Below are 16322 nucleotides of genomic sequence, written 5' to 3' on the forward strand. Positions count from 1 at the left end.
AACGGCAACTGCCGCAACGCATCCCGGGTCACCGCGATGTGGTCGGCGGCGGTGTTCGACCCGGCGTTGCCTGGCCGGAGCATGACCGCCAGTGGTTCGCCGGTGCCCTGCGCGCCGTGGTCGGCGAACGAGCACAGCGGGTGGAAACCGAAGCCACGCTTGAATGTCGGTGCCGCGTTCTGCTTGTCCGAGTGCGCGGTGACCAGTGTGGCGTCCAGATCGATGATCAGCGGATGGTCGGGGCTGATGTCGTGGTCCGGGGCGTGGGTGCCGGCCAGTGTCCACGCTCTGGCTCGTGCGGCGGCGCGGGCGGAGTCGATGACCGCGAGTGCCGCGTCCGCGTCCGCGGCAAGGGTGGTGATCAGCCGGGAGACCGTGGGGTCGGAGGCGACCAGGCCGAACACACCCGGTTCGGCCCGTAGCGTGGCGAGGTCGGCCAGGCAGTCTCCGCCCAGGGCCAGCGTGATCGCCAGATCGCACAGGATCTTGCCGGGATCATGGATCGCGTTCGGGTGTCTCCAAGGGGCTAGCGCCGCCGATAATGCCTGGTCCAAGCCGGTCTTGGTCGCCGTGTCGACCAGCAGTGTCGCGCCCGCGCAGGACACGATCCCGTTCGCAGTGGAGTCGACCATCAACGATGGGTAGGACCCGGTAGCCTTGCTCACCAGAAAGGTGCTCCTGAACTGGCACGGAAATGACCCTCGACAAGTCACATCCTTGCAGTTCAGAGCACCTTTCTCCGTGAGCGACACCGTCACGACGAATCGGCACGAAAGCAGCGGGCTAGTCATGCCCTCGGCAAGTTGGACCAAGGATGGTAGACGTCAGCCTGGACAGCAACGTTGTAAGCCGCGAGCTCGTCTGATCGACGCGTGAGTACGCATGCCTGGTCGGTTGGGCTGGCTACGGTGTACGAAGTTTCTTTTCTTCATCAAGGCGGCCCCCTCCGGGGGCCACTGGCCGTTGGCGCCCATCCGACGACGACAGGCCGGCACGCCTCTTCTATCCGCCGCGCCCAAGGCCGCCTCCGGCGTCCGAGCGCGGCGGGCGAGGCATGCGAGCCGGTCGCCGTCGTCGGAGAGGCACGGCCAGTGTCCCCCAGAGTGAACCGCGGTGAGCTCAGGACATGTCCTCGTCGAACGGGCAGGTCTCCGAAATTGTGCAGGAACATGCCAGCACATCGCGTTTGAGCGTGATCGGGGCACGAATCATCACCGCATGACCTTCCTCGGAAAACTCCATGTGTCATGGGCCGACCCTGCGCATGATCTTGCTAGGCGGTAGGTCCCCTTGACACGCGGTTGGGATGGACGACCTCAAAGTTCCGAGTTCAAGACAACCAACGGCAAGCATCCAGGTTAGACAGAGGGGAGCGCAAACCCGGTTCAAGGACCGATTCCCGGCCACGGAGAATTCTAGGTCGCAGGCCTGGTTGCGTTTTGACGTAATCTGCACACTTTGGGGTATGAAAAGTCCCCATCGAACTTGAGGTCGCAGGCATTCGAGTCAATATTGGCTGACCGGTAGACCGCGACAGCCTTGAGTATTCGCTTTCTTAAAGGAGCATTTCTCGATCACTGCCCCCCGGAAATCGGCGCCACTTAGGTCGGCGCCAGCAAATGACACCCTATTCAGCTTTGCTCCAGTAAAATCGACAAGTTGTAGATTTGCTGATTGAAAAGAAACTCTAGTCAGGTCTGCCATGCTGAAGTCGCCTTCGCGGATGCTTGCCTTGGCGAATGAGTTGCCTCTTAGTTGGATTTTTGCGAACCTTACACCTGTCATGTCAGCTGGGATTCGAGCGAGAAGACCTCTGGTCAGAACGTTGACGGCAGCGTGAATATCGGATGCGGAGTCTCCGGAATCCCGAATGCTTCCAGCGCGTACAAAAGCTGCCAGCACCTCTGCTACTGGCGAAATATCGCCTCGTAGGACCTTCGCTACCGATTCAAGCGCGTATACTCCGCCCACCCTGACTTCCAGCTTTTCGCTAGCCAACTGTTCAACGGCTTTTGCGTAGCGGTCTGCATGTGCTGACACTTTGTTTAGCGAGTACGTACGGGCCGCAAAGATGGCTCCAACCCCCGCGCCGATCCCAGCGATTGCAGCCACGATCGGCACTCTTGCATCGTTTAGAGCTTTTAGTTGTTCAACGTCCGACAGTCGACTCAGCCGAGACCCTGTCAAAAGCTCAGGAACTTTCCAAATTAGAATCAGAAGCGTCGCCAGTGAACCCAGAAAGAGCGCTCCTATTGCAATAGCTCTTAGTGTCGCCCGTAGATAATACATCGCAACCCCTTGCTGTCGGTCCAGTGGATGCTAAGATGTCCGAACCCAAACGATACACACCCGAGGAGCCGCAGGTGACACTTGGCTTTGGCGAGGAAGAGATCCAGAAACTCTTCGGGCATGAAGCAGCAGAAGATGAAGCCCCACAGCGGCTACGCGAATACTACTTCAAGTCAGCAACGTACGACCAGGTAGCAACTACTCTGCCGCTTCGCATCCTGGTGGGACATAAAGGAATCGGCAAGTCAGCCCTGTTTAGGGTAGCGGTCGCGGAAAACCGTGAGAAGGCAAAGCTGACAGTTGAGATCAAACCGGATGACGTCACTGACATAGCCAAGGGGGCAATCGACTTCCTTAGTGCGATTCGCGTTTGGAAGACCGGTCTACGTGAAGTGGTAGCCAAGCGCGCAGCGCAGGAACTAGGAATCCCTACTTCACGTGCTGTAACGGAAGTAAAAGCCGCTGAATCGATAGTGTCAGGTTTGCAGGCCGCGATCCGGATGAGTCCAGAACCTTCTGCTTCAAGTCAACGAGAGTTCTCGGCCGAGTTCTTGAAGTCTAGTCAACTGTCAGTTTTTATTGATGATCTAGACAGGGGCTGGGAGGGGAAGAAGGCGGACGTACATAGGATTTCTGCGTTGCTAAATGCGGTTCGGGATTTGGTGAATGAGGAACGTGACAAACTTCGATTTCGGATAAGTCTTCGCTCGGACGTCTACTTCCTTGTTCGCACGTCGGATGAGTCCACCGACAAGATCGAGGGGTCAGTAATTTGGCAGTCTTGGACTAACCACGAGATTTTTGCTCTGCTTGTCAAGCGTATCGAGACATTCTTTGGCAGGAATCCTGACTACGATAAGCTGCGGCAATCGAGTCAGCGTGAGCTTGCGCTTTCACTCCATCATGTAATGGATGAGATCTTTCGCGGAAAAGGTCATTGGCGAAACGCGCCCATTCATCGCGTCCTCATGTCCCTTATACGCAAGCGGCCACGAGACCTGGTGAAACTCTGCACGCTAGCCGCCAGGAAAGCGCACGCAAATAACCATAGCCGTATATACACTGGCGACTTTGAAGAAATCTTTGAGGAGTATTCCCAGGGCCGTATTCAGGATACGGTTAACGAATTTCGATCTGAGCTCCCCGACGTTAAGCGCCTAGTATTGAACATGCGCCCGACGGTGAAAGAAAAGACGGCCAGAGCCGGATTTGTGTATACTACCGCAGACCTATACAAGAAGCTAGAAAATATTCAAGAGCAAGGCAAGTTTACATTCAAGAGTGGAAGGGTTGCCACAACAAAGGAGCTTGCGAACTTTCTCTATCGGATTAACTTCTTGACCGGTCGGCGCGAGACTGCGACTGGGATCGTGCGTAAGTACTTTGAAGAACAGCGTTATCTTCAAGACGAGTTCGTAGACTTCGGATTTGATTGGGAAATACATCCCGCTTATAGGTGGGCATTGCAGCCAGAAGACTATGACTCCATTTTTGATCGACTTGAGTTGTCTTCGTTCGATCAGGAATGGCTTCAGTAGGTGTAGATCGAAGCATTGAATTCGGTTTTGGGCAGTTAGTCATCTCAATGTCGCTTGCGCGAAGGTTCTTAATCTGCAGAAGCGGTCTGAGGGAGCAAGCGCCGCCGATGGCGGCGCGTACTTCACGCTGACACCGCTGCAACTTCCCGTCCTGGCGCACTTGGCATCCGCTTCGCTGCGTTGGTCGACTGGGCGGCGCAGCGCGCCGACCAGGAGGCGCAAGCGAAGCGGAGCATGTAGATAAGTGAGACTGATGGTCCATGGCTCCGAACGAGCGCCAGGGTGATCACCATGACCGAGCTGGGCGCGGCGCTCGACTGCCGCGGCGGCTTCGCCGCCTTGCCGCCGGATCGACGGGTCGCCGAGGTGCAACCCAGGATATTCAGCGAGGCCGCATCGGTAAGGCTGAGATTGATGGAGACGCCATGGTCGGCGGCGGAGCGTGTTCAGTGGCAACATCAAACTCGACGCGGCGCGCATGGCATGACGTGCTTCTTCGGTGGCCTTGGATGTGGCCGGAAGGCTTCGCACTTCGGTACCACTCACCTTGTTGATGGCGTCGACCAGCCCACGCGCTTGCCCACGGAACATGCACGGAACAGAGCACGCCCGCAGAACTGCCGGCGTGGCCTTAGGCGCAGCTCACGGCCATGATCGGCCCATCTTCCAAGCTCCGCACGATGGAACTGCGCGGTTAGACCTCGCCCACGCAGTCACCTGATCTGCGCTGGTTGGAGACCCGAAACGGGGTCCTGACCAGCGCAGATCTGTTCTTGTCGCGATGTACGGATGGTCTCGCGTCACCACGAGCGCCGCGTGCGGTCCGGGATGTGGGGGTCACACGCCTTGCAACGGCGGGCTCGGCTCCTCAGGCGCCGGCGGGGGCGTCATCCTGGCGTTGAGTGCCCGGGCTTCCTGGAGTTGGTCTTCCAGCGTGACGATGCGGCAGGCGGCGTCGAGGCCGGTGCCCTGGTCGACCAAGGCGCGGACTCGGGCGGCCAGACGCAGTTGGAAGCGGCTGTAGCGACGGTGTCCACCGGCCGAACGTTGCGGCTCGATGAGTTTCGCCTCGTCCAGGCTGCGCAGGAAGTTCGCCGTGGTGTTGAGCAGTTCCGCGGCCCGGCCCATCGTGTAGGCGGGGTAGTGCTCGTCGTCGAACTTCTCGGCCGGGGTCTGCGGTTCGTTGTCCGCTGCTTCAGGACTAGCTGGGGTCATCGCGCCTCCGCATCACGAGGGGCCCCGGTGCCGTAGCACCGGGGCCCCAGGGTTGTTGGGTTTCACTTCCACCTAGCCGACCGTGAGATCGACTCTCTCTGTCCGCATGACCCCTGTCAGTAGCGGGCGAAGCGGGGATCGCTTGTGCGTAACCGAAGACCACCTTCCAATCTGATGGAACTGCGGTACCCGTTCGGCAGAGTTCAGCCGAAGGCGGGCGATCCGATGGTGTGCAACCCTTCCCTTCTCCTCTGATTACTACCTTTTCTCACGTGGCTGTCGGCGCCGGACCTCATGCACGTGCCGGCTTCACTTCCACCGACTGCCCTTGGTCACCTGCCAGAACCCCGTTCACTGATCGGCTCCGGCACATCTGACCGTCCTGCACTTGCTGATCGAGCTCGCGGGTAGTTCGTCATCTCCCGCGCCATGTTGTCTCTTGTCCAACAAGGAGAAGAGTACATCGGGGCGATGGAGAATGTCTACTATCGCCACCACAGATTTTCTGTCTCCTGCGACGTACCTGCACTCACTTGGCCTTGTCTGGCCCTCCGCTGTCCATGCCTCCGGACGGCGTGCGCACGTGCCGGTGGCCGCTGTCCGCGAACGCAGGGGGAGCGGCGGGCAGCAGGTCGCGCAGGAGGTAGCCGCACTTCTCCGCCACACGGCAGGAGGCCTGGTTGCCCCTCGCGTGCAGCAGCTCCAAGTGGGTCAGCTGGACCAGCTCCTGCGTCTCCAGCGCCCACCGCGACACGGTGTCCAGGGCACGGGCGGCGATGCCCTGACCGCGGGCCGCGGCGACGGTCCAGTAGCCGACATCCGCCACGCCGGCAGTCACCGCCTTCACCACCACGTGACCGATAGGCGGTCGGTCGTCCGCCACCACGGCGAAACTGAACCGCGTCGCAGAGGACCAGCCGGCTGCTTGGGTTTCGAGCCACTGCTCGACCTCGCCCTCGGCGTCTTCGCAGTAGCGTCGAAGCGTGCCCAACATCCTCGTGATCGGATTCGACCCCCACACCATCCCCGGCTTCGACCCCGCCCCCGTCGCCGCCGCCATCGAGCAGGGCAGCAAGCTGTTCGCCGAGCTCGGGCTCGCCGAGGACCTCTTCCTCATCGACTTCGCCGAGCTCGACGGTGGCCGCGCTCAGGCCAAGCTCGTCGAGAAGCTCGGAAGCACCACCTACGACGCGGTGGTCGTCGGTGGCGGCATCCGCAAGGGGCCGGGGCTGCTCGAGCTCTTCCAGGCCGTGGTCAACCTCGTGCACTGGCACCAGCCGGATGCGGCGATCGCGTTCAACGACAGCGCCGGCGACAGTCCGGACTGGGTGCTCAAGGCTCTCGAGCAGAAGCGGAGTCGCTAGCGTCGGAGGACGTGACCAACGTTCTTCTCATCGGCTTCGCCCCTGACACCATCCCCGGCTTCGAGCCCGGCGCCGTCGCCGCGAGTCTCGACGAGGGCAGCAGGCGGTTCGCGGAGCTGGGGCTCACCGAGGACCAGTGCCTGATCGACTTCGGTGACCTCGAGGCCGCGCACGCCACGATCGTCGAGCACCTGGGGAAGAAGCAGTACGACTGCGTGGTGGTTGGTGGTGGCATTCGGAAGAGCGCTCTGGAGCTCTTCCAGGCCGTGGTCAACCTCGTGCACTGGCATCAGCCGCGGGCGGCGATCGCGTTCAACAGCGGGCCGGCCGACAGCGCGGACTGGGCGCTCAGGGCGCTGGAGCAGTACACCCACAACATCGGGTGAACCGTCGGCCCCCGCCCTCCGTACCTCTCATCAGAACAGCACAAAACGCTGTCCAGCGATCAAGTCCGCGCAGGTCAGCACTCCGCCCTCGAACCCACTACCAAGCGTGACGGCATCACTCGATCGCGTGGTCGTTGAACTAACCCATAACGAGAGCTGGGCTCACACCGAACTAACAGACAGCTTCGCCAGTTCGTCAGGAGGCAACGATGAACTTATGCATGGAGCAATCGGCTCGTTGACTGTCTGTCAGCAACGGATAGCCCAATCACTCGGAAACGTGACGAGAGTCACCCAACGGGCGCTCAAGCTTGCCTGCGCTCGTGACGCGAGGTTACGTTCTCGCCCGCCGATAACGGTTTGGTCACCGGCAGGACACAGGAACCGCAGCATCTAGGGTCCAAAGTCCGGCCCGGAATCCCCCGCCGAGCAAGTCCGGTGGCCAAGCTCCCCGACGCAGGAGGCTCCCCCTTGGCCCGGCACAGCAAGGCCGATGGCCGAACCGTGTACACGGTCGTGCCCAGACCAGAAGTGAAACCCGGCTCGCATCGGGCCGAGGACGACAAGGTTCCGCTCGCTCACCGCGTGAGCGCCATCGTCGTCGCAGCAGGTGTCGCCGCCGGCACCGCCGCCATCGCCAACGCCGCCACCAGCGGTTCTTCCACGGAACTCGCGGCGGGCGCGGCTGAGCTGGGGGCTCTCCCCGACCAGCAGGCCACCAAGACGATCCAGACGATCCACGACGTGAACCCCGGCAATCAGGTCGGTCGTCTCCTGCAGTTCCAGCAGATGTACGCCATGCAGACGTTCGAGCAGGCGACCAAGGTCGCCGCGGACGCCCACGCCCAGCGCGAGGCCGCCGCCAAGGCCGAGGCCGAGCGTCAGGCGGAGATGCGCAAGCCCGCCAAGCAGCGCGAGATCGAAGGCTGGATCAAGGAAGCCATCAAGGTCCTGCAGGCCAATGGCACCAACATCGACAACAACAGCGTCGACGAGATCTACACGATCATCATCAAGGAGTCGAACGGCAACCCGAACGCCGTCAACAACTGGGACTCCAACGCGCTGCGCGGCACGCCGTCCAAGGGCCTCATGCAGTGCATCGACCCGACGTTCCGCGCCTACAAGCTGCCCGGCTACGACAACATCCTCGCGCCGGTCGACAACATCATCGCCGGTGTCCGCTACACGTACGCGCGCTACGGCGGCTTCCAGAACCACCCCGGGTTGGTCAGCATGAACCTGGGCGGCGGGTACCGGGGGTACTAAAGACGCCAGTTTCGCCGTGTCGGGGTGCGTGAAACCCATCGGCGGGCGATGCTGTCAAACAGGTTCACCCACAAGCATGGCGGCCCTAGCGGGCACACGCCCGGTAGTGCTCCCATCGAAGCGATCCCCGAACGCAGGGAGTGGCCGATGAACGAGCAACAGGCACGCGACGACGAGCTGGCGAAGATCCGCTCGGAGGCGACGAACTGGCTGGCCAAGATGGCCAAAGCCCAACAGCGCCCCAAAGTCGAGCAGCGGAGGCCTGAGCACGACGCCATGACACCCGCGAAGAAGTAGAAGGAAACAGCAGAGGCGCCCCGGCTACGGCCGGGGCGCTTCTGCTTTGAAGGCCGACCACAGCAGGTTCAGCGGGTGATCCGCCGGATGCTTCGCCAGCTCGTCCGTTCGGGCGAAAACGCCCACAAGCCGCTCCAGTGAGTCATCTGAGAGCTCCACGACGCGAAGCCCTCCGCCTTCCCGAAGCTCGTTGTTCGACGCCACCACGCCCAAACCAGACGTCACGATCATGGCTCCCTGGACGAGGTTCGAGCGCAGCAGCGAGATGCCGTACTGGATCTCGTCGATCTCGGCCGCGATGTCGAGGTCCTGCCGGTAGTCGGGCCCGAACCACCCCCGCAGGAACTCCGCGATCAGCCCCGCCCCCGGCACGACCAACGGGACCGACCTCAACTGAGGTACCCGCACCCGGTCGCCGACAACCGTCGACGGCAGATTCGTCAGCAACGCGAGGCCGCCGCGTCGCCACTCGATCACGTCGAACTCGGGGCGTTCCCAGCCGGCACCGGCCTTGGTCACGACGCTGCCGCACACGAGGTCGACCTCCTGCGTCTCCAGCTTCGCCCAGATGTCCTTGGTGCGGATGTGCACGACCTTGAGGTCCACGTCGCGCTCGCGGAACTCGTCCGAGACGTGGTGCCACGCCTTCGCGAGCGTGTCGAGCATGTATCGCGTGGTGCCGACGGTGACGGTCGTGCCGAGCTTGCGGCGGCACTCGTGAATTCCGTCGAGCCACTCCGCGAGCGTCTCCCGCGCCAATTCGACGAGTGACTCACCAGTCGGCGTGAACAGCACGTCCTTTCCGCGTCCCTGCTTCACCACGAGCGGTTCACCGCACAGTTGCCGGAAGTTCCTGTTCAACGTGTCGAGCTGCTTCTGAACGCTCGACTGCTCTCGTCCCAACGCCCGAGCCGCTCGTAGGGCCGAACGGGTCTCGTGCACCGTCAACAGCGTCCTGAGCTGGTCCAATGTGGTATCCAGGAGTGCACCGGGCATGTTCAGCAGGCGATGCAGTGAAGTGCTGGTGGGGAGCACCAACTGGGACGAGCCGGACATCGGAACCCTCTCTGGTGTTCTACCGATCAGTTGAACTGAACTTGACCGCAGTTCGCCGACAAATTATCTGGAGATCTTGTCCGCAAATCCCTGGACTCTTATCGGCGGGTGTACAAAACTATCCGCGGCGACCACGCGTGGGAGCCGATTCCGGGGGGAATCATTGGGGGGTGGGGGTCCGCCAGGCGCAAGCCGGTGGGCCCCCAAGTATTACCCTCGCTGGTTGTGACCGTTTCCGCTCGCCCGGACGGTGTCGTCCTCAACTGGGGCACCACCTACCGGGTCACCGTCCTCGAACTCGGGCTCGCCTGCTGCGGAGTCGAAGTGATGGCCGCTCTCGACCGCCTTCCCGACCTCGGCGTCACGCCCGTCGACGGCGCGGGCGAGGCACACGTTCTCGTCGTCTCCGGCACCGTCACGGACGTCATGTTGCCCGCTGTGCTCCGCAGTTACGAGGCCATGGCCGAACCCCGTTACGTGATCTCCGTGGGCGCCTGCAGCAACACCGGTGGCCCGTACTGGGATTCCTACAGCGTCACCAAGGGCATCGACCAGGCGTTGCCGGTCCACGTCGCCGTTCCTGGCTGCCCGCCGCGGCCGGAAGCGCTGCTCGAAGGCCTCAAGGCGCTGCACCGGCTGGTGAACTCATGACCGCGAAGACCGCCTTCGGCCAGACGGTCCACCACGTCGAGCTCGCGGACTGGCTCGGTACCGCCACGCACCACCACGCCGAGGGCTGCGTGATGTTCGACTGGCTCGGCGTCGAGGACGCCGGCAGGCCGGGTGCCGCCGGGCAGCGTCACGCCGTGTTCCTGCACGTCATCGATCCGCGCACGCGCGAGGGCGTGATGCTGCGGACCGAGCTCGGCGAGACCGACTCCCTGCCGAGCGTCGCGCACCTCTGGAAGGGCGCGCGCTGGCACGAACGCGAGGCCGCGGAGATGTTCGGCATCGCGGTCGGCAACGAGCCGGAGCACCTGCTGCTGCCGGACAGCTTCGAGGGCCACCCGCTGCGCAAGGACTTCGTGCTGGCCTCCCGCGTCGTGCGCCCGTGGCCCGGCCGGTTGGAGCCGGGTGAGGACAACACGAGCGCCCCGAGCCGCCGCCGCACCGCCCCGCCTGGTGTACCGGACCCGTCGTGGGGCCCGCGCCGTGAAGAGGAGAGCACGTCATGACCAGCCTTCCGCCGCGCACGAGGGGCGTCATCGCGCTGTTGGAGGCCAACTGCACGGTCTGCATGATCTGCGCGCGCGAGTGTCCTGACTGGTGCATCCACATCACGAGCCACACCGAGGTCGAACAGCAGCCGGGCAGCGCCAGGCCGCGCAGCCGCAACGTGCTCGACCGGTTCGCGATCGACTACGGCCAATGTCTGTACTGCGGCATCTGCGTCGAGGTCTGCCCGTTCGACGCCCTGCACTGGGCACCGGAGTTCGGCTATCCGGGAACGGGTTCGGTCGAGGGCGACGGCGCCGTCGCGGAGCTGGTCCACGAACGGGACGTGCTGGCCACGTGGGTCGAGAAGGTGCCGCCGCCACCACCGCTCGACCCCGCTGCCGAGGCCGCGCCGGAAACGGCGACAGGAACCGGCAGGAGGCCTGGTTCGTTGAGAGGTAGGACGTAAAACCCGGAGGCGGAACCGTGCACAAGCACTTCAACGGGTTGAAGACGGCCGCGTTGCTCGGTGGGATGAGCGCGCTGATCGTGGTGATCAGCGGGCTGTTCGGCCGGACGGCGCTGGTCATCGGCCTGCTGTTGGCCTTGGGCGTGAACGCCTACGCGTACTTCAACTCCGACAAGCTCGCCCTGCGCGCGATGCGGGCAGTGCCTGTGTCGCAGGTGGAGCAACCAGTGCTCTACGCGATGGTGCGGGAGCTGTCGCAGAAGGCGCGCCAGCCCATGCCCAGGCTCTACCTGAGCCCGACCATCGCACCGAACGCGTTCGCGACGGGCCGCAACCCGCGCAACGCGGCCGTGTGCTGCACCACGGGCATCCTGGACCTGCTCGACGAACGCGAGCTGCGCGCCGTGCTCGGCCACGAGCTCGCACACGTCTACAACCGCGACATCCTGATCAGCTGCGTGGCCGGTGCGCTGGCCGGCGTGATCACGATGCTCGCGAACCTCGCCCTGCTCGCCGGCATCTTCGGAGGCGGCGACGGTGACGACGACGGCCCCGGCCCGCTCGGCCTGCTGCTGATCGCGCTGCTCGGCCCGATCGCGGCCACCGTGGTGCGCCTGGCCGTGAGCCGTTCGCGCGAGTTCCAGGCCGACCAGTCCGGTGCCGAGCTCACCGGCGACCCGCTCGCGCTGGCGAGTGCGTTGCGCAAGATCGAGCTGGGGACGCGAGCGGCGCCGCTCGCACCGGAGCCGGAGGTGGTGTCGCAGAGCCACCTGATGATCGCGAACCCGTTCCGCTCGGGGGAACAGTTCGCGAAGTGGTTCTCGACCCACCCGCCGATCGCCGACCGCGTCCGCAGGCTCGAGGAGATGGCGCGCAGGGCCCGTTAACGGCCTGCCTGCGCCACCGCCATGAGGTACTCGCCGTACCCGGACTTGCCGAGCTTCTCGCCGAGCGCGTAGCACTCCTGCGCGGAGATGAAGCCCATGCGCAGCGCGATCTCCTCGGGACAAGCGATGCGCACGCCGGTCCGGTGCTCCAGCACCTGCACGAACTGCCCGGCCTCGAGCAGCGAGTCGTGCGTGCCGGTGTCGAGCCACGCGAACCCGCGGCTCAGGTCCACCAGCTGAGCGCGACCCTCGCGCAGGTAGTGCAGGTTGACGTCGGTGATCTCCAGCTCGCCGCGCGGTGACGGCTTGAGGTTCTTGGAGATCTCCACCACACCGTTGTCGTAGAAGTAGAGCCCGGTGATCGCCCGGTTCGACTTCGGCTCCTTCGGCTTCTCCTCGATCGAGAGCAGCTTCCCGGTCGAGTCGACCTCGCCCACGCCGTACCGCTCGGGGTCCTTCACCTGGTACCCGAACAGCACGCAACCGTCCAAAGAGGACGCGTGGTGCTGCAACGTGCTCGAGAAGCCCTGGCCGTAGAAGATGTTGTCGCCCAGCACCAGCGCCACGTCGTCGCCACCGACGAAGTCAGCGCCGATGACGAACGCCTCCGCGAGCCCGTTCGGCGCGGCCTGCTCGGCGTACGAGAAGCTCATGCCCCACTGGGAACCGTCCCCCAGCAGCCGCCGGAACAGCGGTAAGTCCGTCGGCGTGGAGATGATCAGCACTTCCCGGATGCCGGCCAGCATGAGCACCGACAGCGGGTAGTAGATCATCGGCTTGTCGTAGACCGGCAGCAGCTGCTTGGAGACGGCCTGCGTGATCGGGTGCAGGCGCGTCCCGCTGCCACCGGCGAGGACGATGCCCTTCACCGGTAGTTGGTGAACTGGAGGGCGATGCCGAAGTCAGAGCCCTTCAGCAGGGCGATGACGTCCTGCAGGTGGTCCTTCTTCTTGCCGGACACCCGCAGCTGGTCGCCCTGGATCTGCGCCTGAACGCCCTTGGGCGCCTCGTCGCGGATCTTCTTGGCGATCTCCTTGGCCTTCTCCGACGAGATGCCCTGCACGAGATTTCCCGTGACCTTGAACACCTTTCCGGACACCGCGGGCTCGCCCACCTCGAACGCCTTCATCGAGATGTTCCGCTTGACCAGCTTCTCCTGGAAGACGTCGATCGCAGCCTTGCAGCGCTCCTCGGTCTCGGAGGTGAAGGTGATCGCCTCCTCGCCGGCCCAGGCCACGGTGGTGTTGGTCCCCCGGAAGTCGAAGCGCGTGCTCAGCTCCTTGGCCGCCTGGTTGAGCGCGTTGTCGACCTCCTGCCGGTCCACCTTGCTCACCACGTCGAACGACGGGTCCGCCACGACTTCACTCCTCAACGATCTCGGGGTCACAGCCTGCGTCGATGCTACTGGGGGACCCCGATTTGGGGCCTCCCGAAGGGGTTATGTATTGTTCTGCCCGCACCGTTACGACGGTGTGGGGCGGGTTGCCCGAGCGGCCAATGGGAGCGGACTGTAAATCCGTCGCGAAAGCTACAGAGGTTCGAATCCTCTACCCGCCACAACAGCGCAAATGGGCCTGTGACCAGCGAGAACTGGTCACAGGCCCATTGTCGTGTTGTCCGGTTGTGTACGACTCGAACCGGCGTTCTCCGAGTGGCTGTACCGAGGACGTACCGAAGTTTTAGGCGGCGACCGGGCCGCCTAGCGCTGCCTGGACGCGCTGCCGGGCCGTCTCCTCTCCTCCGTCAATGCACTTGGCGTACGTGCGCAGCAGCACGTTCAGGCTGTGCCCTGCCCATGCGGCCACCCGAGGTGCCTCAACACCAGCGTTCAGCCACATGGACACGCAGGCGTGGCGCAGGTCATACGGCCGCTTGGCGAGCGGCGACGCGGCCACCGCCGGCGTGAACGCAGCTTCACGCGCGAGTGCCCACGTGCGGCCGTAGGTCGAGCTGCCGATACGTCCGCCGCGTTCAGCGACGAACAGACGGCCACCTGGTGCTGTGCCGAACTCGTCGAGGTGTGCGTGCAGGATGAGCGCCAGTTCGGGCGAGCAGGGCACAGGACGGCCCTCGGTGTCCTCACGGTGCTTCAGCCCGCGTTCCTCGTCGCGCTCTCCGCTATCCGTCCACTCAGGACCAACCTCGGGCGCGGCCTTGTCGAGGTGGATCTCTCCCCACTCACGCACTTCCCAGCAGCTACGCGCCTGGTTCCACTCGCGTGGTGGCAACGCCAGGTGGTCACGCCGGACGTTGCTCACTTCCTCGGGTCGCAGGCCTGCGAAGTACATCAGCGCGAAGAACGCGACCAGCTTGCGGCCAGTGCGCCCGCCGTTCGGTACCTCGCGCAGGACGGTGCGGAACTGGATCGGGTTGGCAACCGATCGCCGGTCCACCTGGTGAACCACGGTCTTGCGCTTCTTCAACTTCACCTCAGTCAATGGGTTCTCGGTGAGTGCCTTCTTTTCGACGGCGTAGTCGAGCGCGTTGCTGAACGTCGTGCGACGCAGCCGAATCGTGTCCGGCGCGGCGCGCTTGCCGTCGAGCTTCTTCTCATACTGCGTGGTGACCTGCCGCAGAACGTCCGGCTTAGCGAGGTCTGAAACTGGCCGCGTGTTCCGCGACAGCCACTCCAACGCCGCTGCGATGTCACTTGGCTGCGTCACCGAGCGCTGATTGGTGTTGAGTGCGATACGGAGAGCCTTCCGCAGCACCGGGTGTTCTGGCCTGCCTCGATCGGTCGTGAGCATGGCTTCCGTTATCGGCGCCAAGGCGTCGGCGATGGACTTGCGGTGCGTCGGCGCAGCGTCCGGCCACTTCATGTCGACGAACGAGCACACGAGTTCGAACCACGACATGGCCGTTATGTCTTTGCGGAGCATGGAGACCGGTAGGCCGGTCTCCACACAGAACGCCTCACCCTTGTTGGCAGCCGTCAGCAGTTCAGCCCGAACGCTACTGGCGAGCGCGTCGGTCTTGAACGGCTTCTTGAACCGTTGGCCTGCCACTGACCACTGAACCCAATGAGTGGTCGTACGCTTGCCCTTGTACACGTCGATCACGTAGATGCGTACGTCATAGCTTGTCGTCGTCACGCTGCCACCTCGCAAGAGCCGTACCAGGATTCGATGTCCGTGCGGTTGAACCGCAATTGGCCGTTCGGCAACTTGGCGTGACGCGGTGCGAGACCCTTTGCCAACCACTCGTACAGGGTCGAGCGCGACACCTTGAACTCTTTGCAGAACTCGGCAACCGTCAGCAATTCGCGTCGGCTCATGGCTGTTCCCCCTCCGAGTTCCCGTTTGCCTTCTCCTCGGGCAGGTAGCGCGCCCATGCGTCGCCCAGCCCGTGAGCGCCGTCGATCACGTAGCCCTTGAACGTCTTGCCACCGCTCTTGTAGGCGGTGACCTTGACGCCGTAGGCGCTGAGTTCCATTGCCAATTGACGTGCGTTGATGGGCCTGCCGTAGAAGTCGCCCCAGGGCGCTTCCTCCATGCTGTGCAGGACGGCGAGGATTTCCACGGTGCTCATGCGGGTCACGCCACGGTCGGCGAACACCGTGCGGAGGTCGGAGAGCAGCCGGATTCGGTCTGACGTCGGGTTGGTCTGTGCCGCGGTGACAAAGTGCAGGCACGCGGCGCGGGCGGTTTCCGGCCAGTGCCCGCCGGCGAAATCGGCGATTGCCAGCAGCGGTTCCCAGATTTCCGCGGCACGGTCGGTGACGCCCTCGGGCATGTCCGGGTAGGCCGCGCCGACGCGTTCGCCCACCACTTCCATCCACGTGGCGAGTGCCTCGCGAACCGGTGCGGACTGTTCCTCCACCTTCCGTTCGCGGAACGCCTCGACTCGTTCGTCGGGACGTCGCCGGCGCATGTGGATGGTGATGGCGCGGGTGGTGATGGTGTCAGGCATGTTCCCGGCGATGCCTGCCAACGCGGCAGGGGCGTACACCGGGAACCGCTCGATCACCATGTTCCCCGCGTCGCCCTTGCAACGCGCCACGGTCGCGGAGCGCTTGTAACCGGCGTTGACCAGCGCGCGGAGGTCCTCGTTACCGCCGCCCTTGTTGTCGAAAATGGCGTCGACCTCGTCGAACAGGATGGTGAGCGGTCCGGCGCCGACCATGCGGAACAACGCGGCCGGGGTGGCGGAGAACGTCATCTCCGGCGTGCGGACCAGGTGACGGGCGACCTCCAGAACGCGGGTCTTGCCCGAGCCGGGTTCCGCGCTGGACAACACGACGCGCGGGGTGATGTAGAAGTGTTCGGCTGCCCAGGTGTGGGCGTACCAGAGCGCGAGCATGGGGGCGCAGTGCTCGTCGGGGAAGGCGTTGAACCGCGACAGGAACGCCTGGACGTCGTCGAGGATCTGCGCACCGTTGAGCGTGGTGGCGTTCATCC

The 16322-nt window shown here is 63.8% G+C and carries 18 protein-coding genes, 1 tRNA gene and 1 pseudogene; 10 read left to right on the plus strand and 10 right to left on the minus strand.

What is annotated here, in order from left to right; all coding sequences use genetic code 11:
- Nucleotides 1–665: transposase (locus AOM45_RS44880; protein ID WP_174517968.1), on the minus strand; the 665-nt coding region annotated here is incomplete at its 3' end.
- Between the two features lie 841 nt (nucleotides 666–1506).
- The gene (locus AOM45_RS50275; protein WP_162185772.1) at nucleotides 1507–2112 is read right to left on the minus strand and encodes a pentapeptide repeat-containing protein; all 606 of its coding nucleotides are present in this window, start codon (nucleotides 2110–2112) and stop codon (nucleotides 1507–1509) included.
- A 212-nt stretch (nucleotides 2113–2324) separates the two neighbouring features.
- Between AOM45_RS50275 and AOM45_RS50280 the strand changes: the two genes are divergently transcribed.
- The gene (locus AOM45_RS50280) at nucleotides 2325–3827 is read left to right on the plus strand and encodes a P-loop ATPase, Sll1717 family (RefSeq protein WP_081902784.1); all 1503 of its coding nucleotides are present in this window, start codon (nucleotides 2325–2327) and stop codon (nucleotides 3825–3827) included.
- Between the two features lie 837 nt (nucleotides 3828–4664).
- On the opposite strand, the gene AOM45_RS44885 is transcribed toward AOM45_RS50280, so the two are convergent.
- Complete coding sequence (locus AOM45_RS44885) at nucleotides 4665–5042, minus strand: MerR family transcriptional regulator (protein WP_030473534.1); 378 nt, start codon at nucleotides 5040–5042, stop codon at nucleotides 4665–4667.
- Nucleotides 5043–5571: 529 nt separating this feature from the next.
- Nucleotides 5572–6036: a GNAT family N-acetyltransferase gene (locus AOM45_RS44890; RefSeq protein WP_051784742.1), complete on the minus strand. Its 465-nt coding sequence runs from the start codon at nucleotides 6034–6036 to the stop codon at nucleotides 5572–5574.
- Between AOM45_RS44890 and AOM45_RS44895 the strand changes: the two genes are divergently transcribed.
- The 4 genes and pseudogenes from AOM45_RS44895 to AOM45_RS51550 all read left to right on the plus strand — a co-directional run bounded on the left by AOM45_RS44895 (nucleotide 6026) and on the right by AOM45_RS51550 (nucleotide 8358).
- Nucleotides 6026–6406 (plus strand): beta/alpha barrel domain-containing protein, encoded by a 381-nt coding sequence (locus AOM45_RS44895; protein WP_030473532.1) that lies wholly within the window; start codon nucleotides 6026–6028, stop codon nucleotides 6404–6406. The genes AOM45_RS44890 and AOM45_RS44895 overlap by 11 nt on opposite strands.
- A gap of 11 nt (nucleotides 6407–6417) precedes the next feature.
- Nucleotides 6418–6792, plus strand: coding sequence for a hypothetical protein (locus AOM45_RS44900; RefSeq protein WP_030473531.1), 375 nt, complete (start codon nucleotides 6418–6420; stop codon nucleotides 6790–6792).
- Nucleotides 6793–7710: 918 nt separating this feature from the next.
- Nucleotides 7711–8061 (plus strand): annotated as a pseudogene (locus AOM45_RS54075) (transglycosylase SLT domain-containing protein); the annotation flags it as partial.
- Between the two features lie 147 nt (nucleotides 8062–8208).
- Nucleotides 8209–8358 carry a hypothetical protein gene (locus tag AOM45_RS51550; protein ID WP_156094437.1) on the plus strand — a complete coding sequence of 50 codons (150 nt, stop codon included), beginning with the start codon at nucleotides 8209–8211 and terminating at the stop codon, nucleotides 8356–8358.
- Between the two features lie 24 nt (nucleotides 8359–8382).
- Here the strand turns inward: AOM45_RS51550 and AOM45_RS44910 are convergent, their stop codons facing one another.
- A complete protein-coding gene (locus tag AOM45_RS44910) occupies nucleotides 8383–9354 on the minus strand; it encodes a LysR family transcriptional regulator (RefSeq protein ID WP_236704065.1) in 972 nt (323 codons plus the stop codon).
- 285 nt (nucleotides 9355–9639) lie between these two features.
- On the opposite strand from AOM45_RS44910, the gene AOM45_RS44915 reads away from it, so the two are divergent.
- From AOM45_RS44915 to htpX, 4 genes are read left to right on the plus strand one after another with little or no spacing between them, the layout of a single operon-like run.
- Nucleotides 9640–10065 carry an NADH-quinone oxidoreductase subunit B gene (locus AOM45_RS44915; RefSeq protein WP_030473528.1) on the plus strand — a complete coding sequence of 142 codons (426 nt, stop codon included), beginning with the start codon at nucleotides 9640–9642 and terminating at the stop codon, nucleotides 10063–10065.
- Complete coding sequence (locus tag AOM45_RS44920; protein WP_051784741.1) at nucleotides 10062–10589, plus strand: NADH-quinone oxidoreductase subunit C; 528 nt, start codon at nucleotides 10062–10064, stop codon at nucleotides 10587–10589. The genes AOM45_RS44915 and AOM45_RS44920 overlap by 4 nt, the downstream gene beginning before the upstream one ends.
- The gene (locus AOM45_RS44925; protein ID WP_030473526.1) at nucleotides 10586–11038 is read left to right on the plus strand and encodes a 4Fe-4S binding protein; all 453 of its coding nucleotides are present in this window, start codon (nucleotides 10586–10588) and stop codon (nucleotides 11036–11038) included. Before AOM45_RS44920 ends, AOM45_RS44925 begins: the two co-directional genes overlap by 4 nt.
- 17 nt (nucleotides 11039–11055) lie before the next feature.
- Entirely contained in the window at nucleotides 11056–11925 is an 870-nt protein-coding gene (gene htpX / locus AOM45_RS44930) for a zinc metalloprotease HtpX (RefSeq protein ID WP_030473525.1), read from the plus strand.
- On the opposite strand, the gene rfbA is transcribed toward htpX, so the two are convergent.
- On the minus strand, nucleotides 11922–12794 hold the full coding sequence (gene rfbA, locus AOM45_RS44935) for a glucose-1-phosphate thymidylyltransferase RfbA (protein ID WP_030473524.1): 873 nt from the start codon (nucleotides 12792–12794) through the stop codon (nucleotides 11922–11924). The genes htpX and rfbA overlap by 4 nt on opposite strands.
- The gene (locus tag AOM45_RS44940) at nucleotides 12791–13282 is read right to left on the minus strand and encodes a YajQ family cyclic di-GMP-binding protein (RefSeq protein ID WP_030473523.1); all 492 of its coding nucleotides are present in this window, start codon (nucleotides 13280–13282) and stop codon (nucleotides 12791–12793) included. Before AOM45_RS44940 ends, rfbA begins: the two co-directional genes overlap by 4 nt.
- Before the next feature lie 119 nt (nucleotides 13283–13401).
- On the opposite strand from AOM45_RS44940, the gene AOM45_RS44945 reads away from it, so the two are divergent.
- A tRNA-Tyr gene (locus AOM45_RS44945) sits at nucleotides 13402–13482 on the plus strand.
- 122 nt (nucleotides 13483–13604) lie between these two features.
- Here AOM45_RS44945 and AOM45_RS44950 read toward each other — a convergent pair.
- Genes AOM45_RS44950 through AOM45_RS44960 form a run of 3 tightly spaced genes read right to left on the minus strand, consistent with a single transcriptional unit; the run spans nucleotide 13605 to nucleotide 16320 of the window.
- On the minus strand, nucleotides 13605–15017 hold the full coding sequence (locus AOM45_RS44950) for a tyrosine-type recombinase/integrase (protein ID WP_030473522.1): 1413 nt from the start codon (nucleotides 15015–15017) through the stop codon (nucleotides 13605–13607).
- On the minus strand, nucleotides 15014–15199 hold the full coding sequence (locus AOM45_RS44955; RefSeq protein ID WP_030473521.1) for a helix-turn-helix transcriptional regulator: 186 nt from the start codon (nucleotides 15197–15199) through the stop codon (nucleotides 15014–15016). Before AOM45_RS44955 ends, AOM45_RS44950 begins: the two co-directional genes overlap by 4 nt.
- Nucleotides 15196–16320 carry a DUF3631 domain-containing protein gene (locus tag AOM45_RS44960; RefSeq protein ID WP_051784740.1) on the minus strand — a complete coding sequence of 375 codons (1125 nt, stop codon included), beginning with the start codon at nucleotides 16318–16320 and terminating at the stop codon, nucleotides 15196–15198. The genes AOM45_RS44955 and AOM45_RS44960 overlap by 4 nt, the downstream gene beginning before the upstream one ends.
- Nucleotides 16321–16322 lie beyond the last annotated feature (2 nt).

Origin of the sequence: Lentzea aerocolonigenes, from assembly GCF_000974445.1 — a bacterium.
In the GTDB taxonomy this organism is placed as follows: domain Bacteria; phylum Actinomycetota; class Actinomycetes; order Mycobacteriales; family Pseudonocardiaceae; genus Lentzea; species Lentzea aerocolonigenes.

Coding starts and splice junctions, on each gene's coding strand:
- AOM45_RS50280 (WP_081902784.1), top strand. CDS start 2,325: ATGTCCGAACCCAAACGATACACACCCGAGGAGCCGCAGGTGACACTT.
- AOM45_RS44885 (WP_030473534.1), bottom strand. CDS start 5,042: ATGACCCCAGCTAGTCCTGAAGCAGCGGACAACGAACCGCAGACCCCG.
- AOM45_RS44890 (WP_051784742.1), bottom strand. CDS start 6,036: ATGTTGGGCACGCTTCGACGCTACTGCGAAGACGCCGAGGGCGAGGTC.
- AOM45_RS51550 (WP_156094437.1), top strand. CDS start 8,209: ATGAACGAGCAACAGGCACGCGACGACGAGCTGGCGAAGATCCGCTCG.
- AOM45_RS44910 (WP_236704065.1), bottom strand. CDS start 9,354: ATGCCCGGTGCACTCCTGGATACCACATTGGACCAGCTCAGGACGCTG.
- AOM45_RS44920 (WP_051784741.1), top strand. CDS start 10,062: ATGACCGCGAAGACCGCCTTCGGCCAGACGGTCCACCACGTCGAGCTC.
- AOM45_RS44925 (WP_030473526.1), top strand. CDS start 10,586: ATGACCAGCCTTCCGCCGCGCACGAGGGGCGTCATCGCGCTGTTGGAG.
- AOM45_RS44955 (WP_030473521.1), bottom strand. CDS start 15,199: ATGAGCCGACGCGAATTGCTGACGGTTGCCGAGTTCTGCAAAGAGTTC.
- AOM45_RS44960 (WP_051784740.1), bottom strand. CDS start 16,320: ATGAACGCCACCACGCTCAACGGTGCGCAGATCCTCGACGACGTCCAG.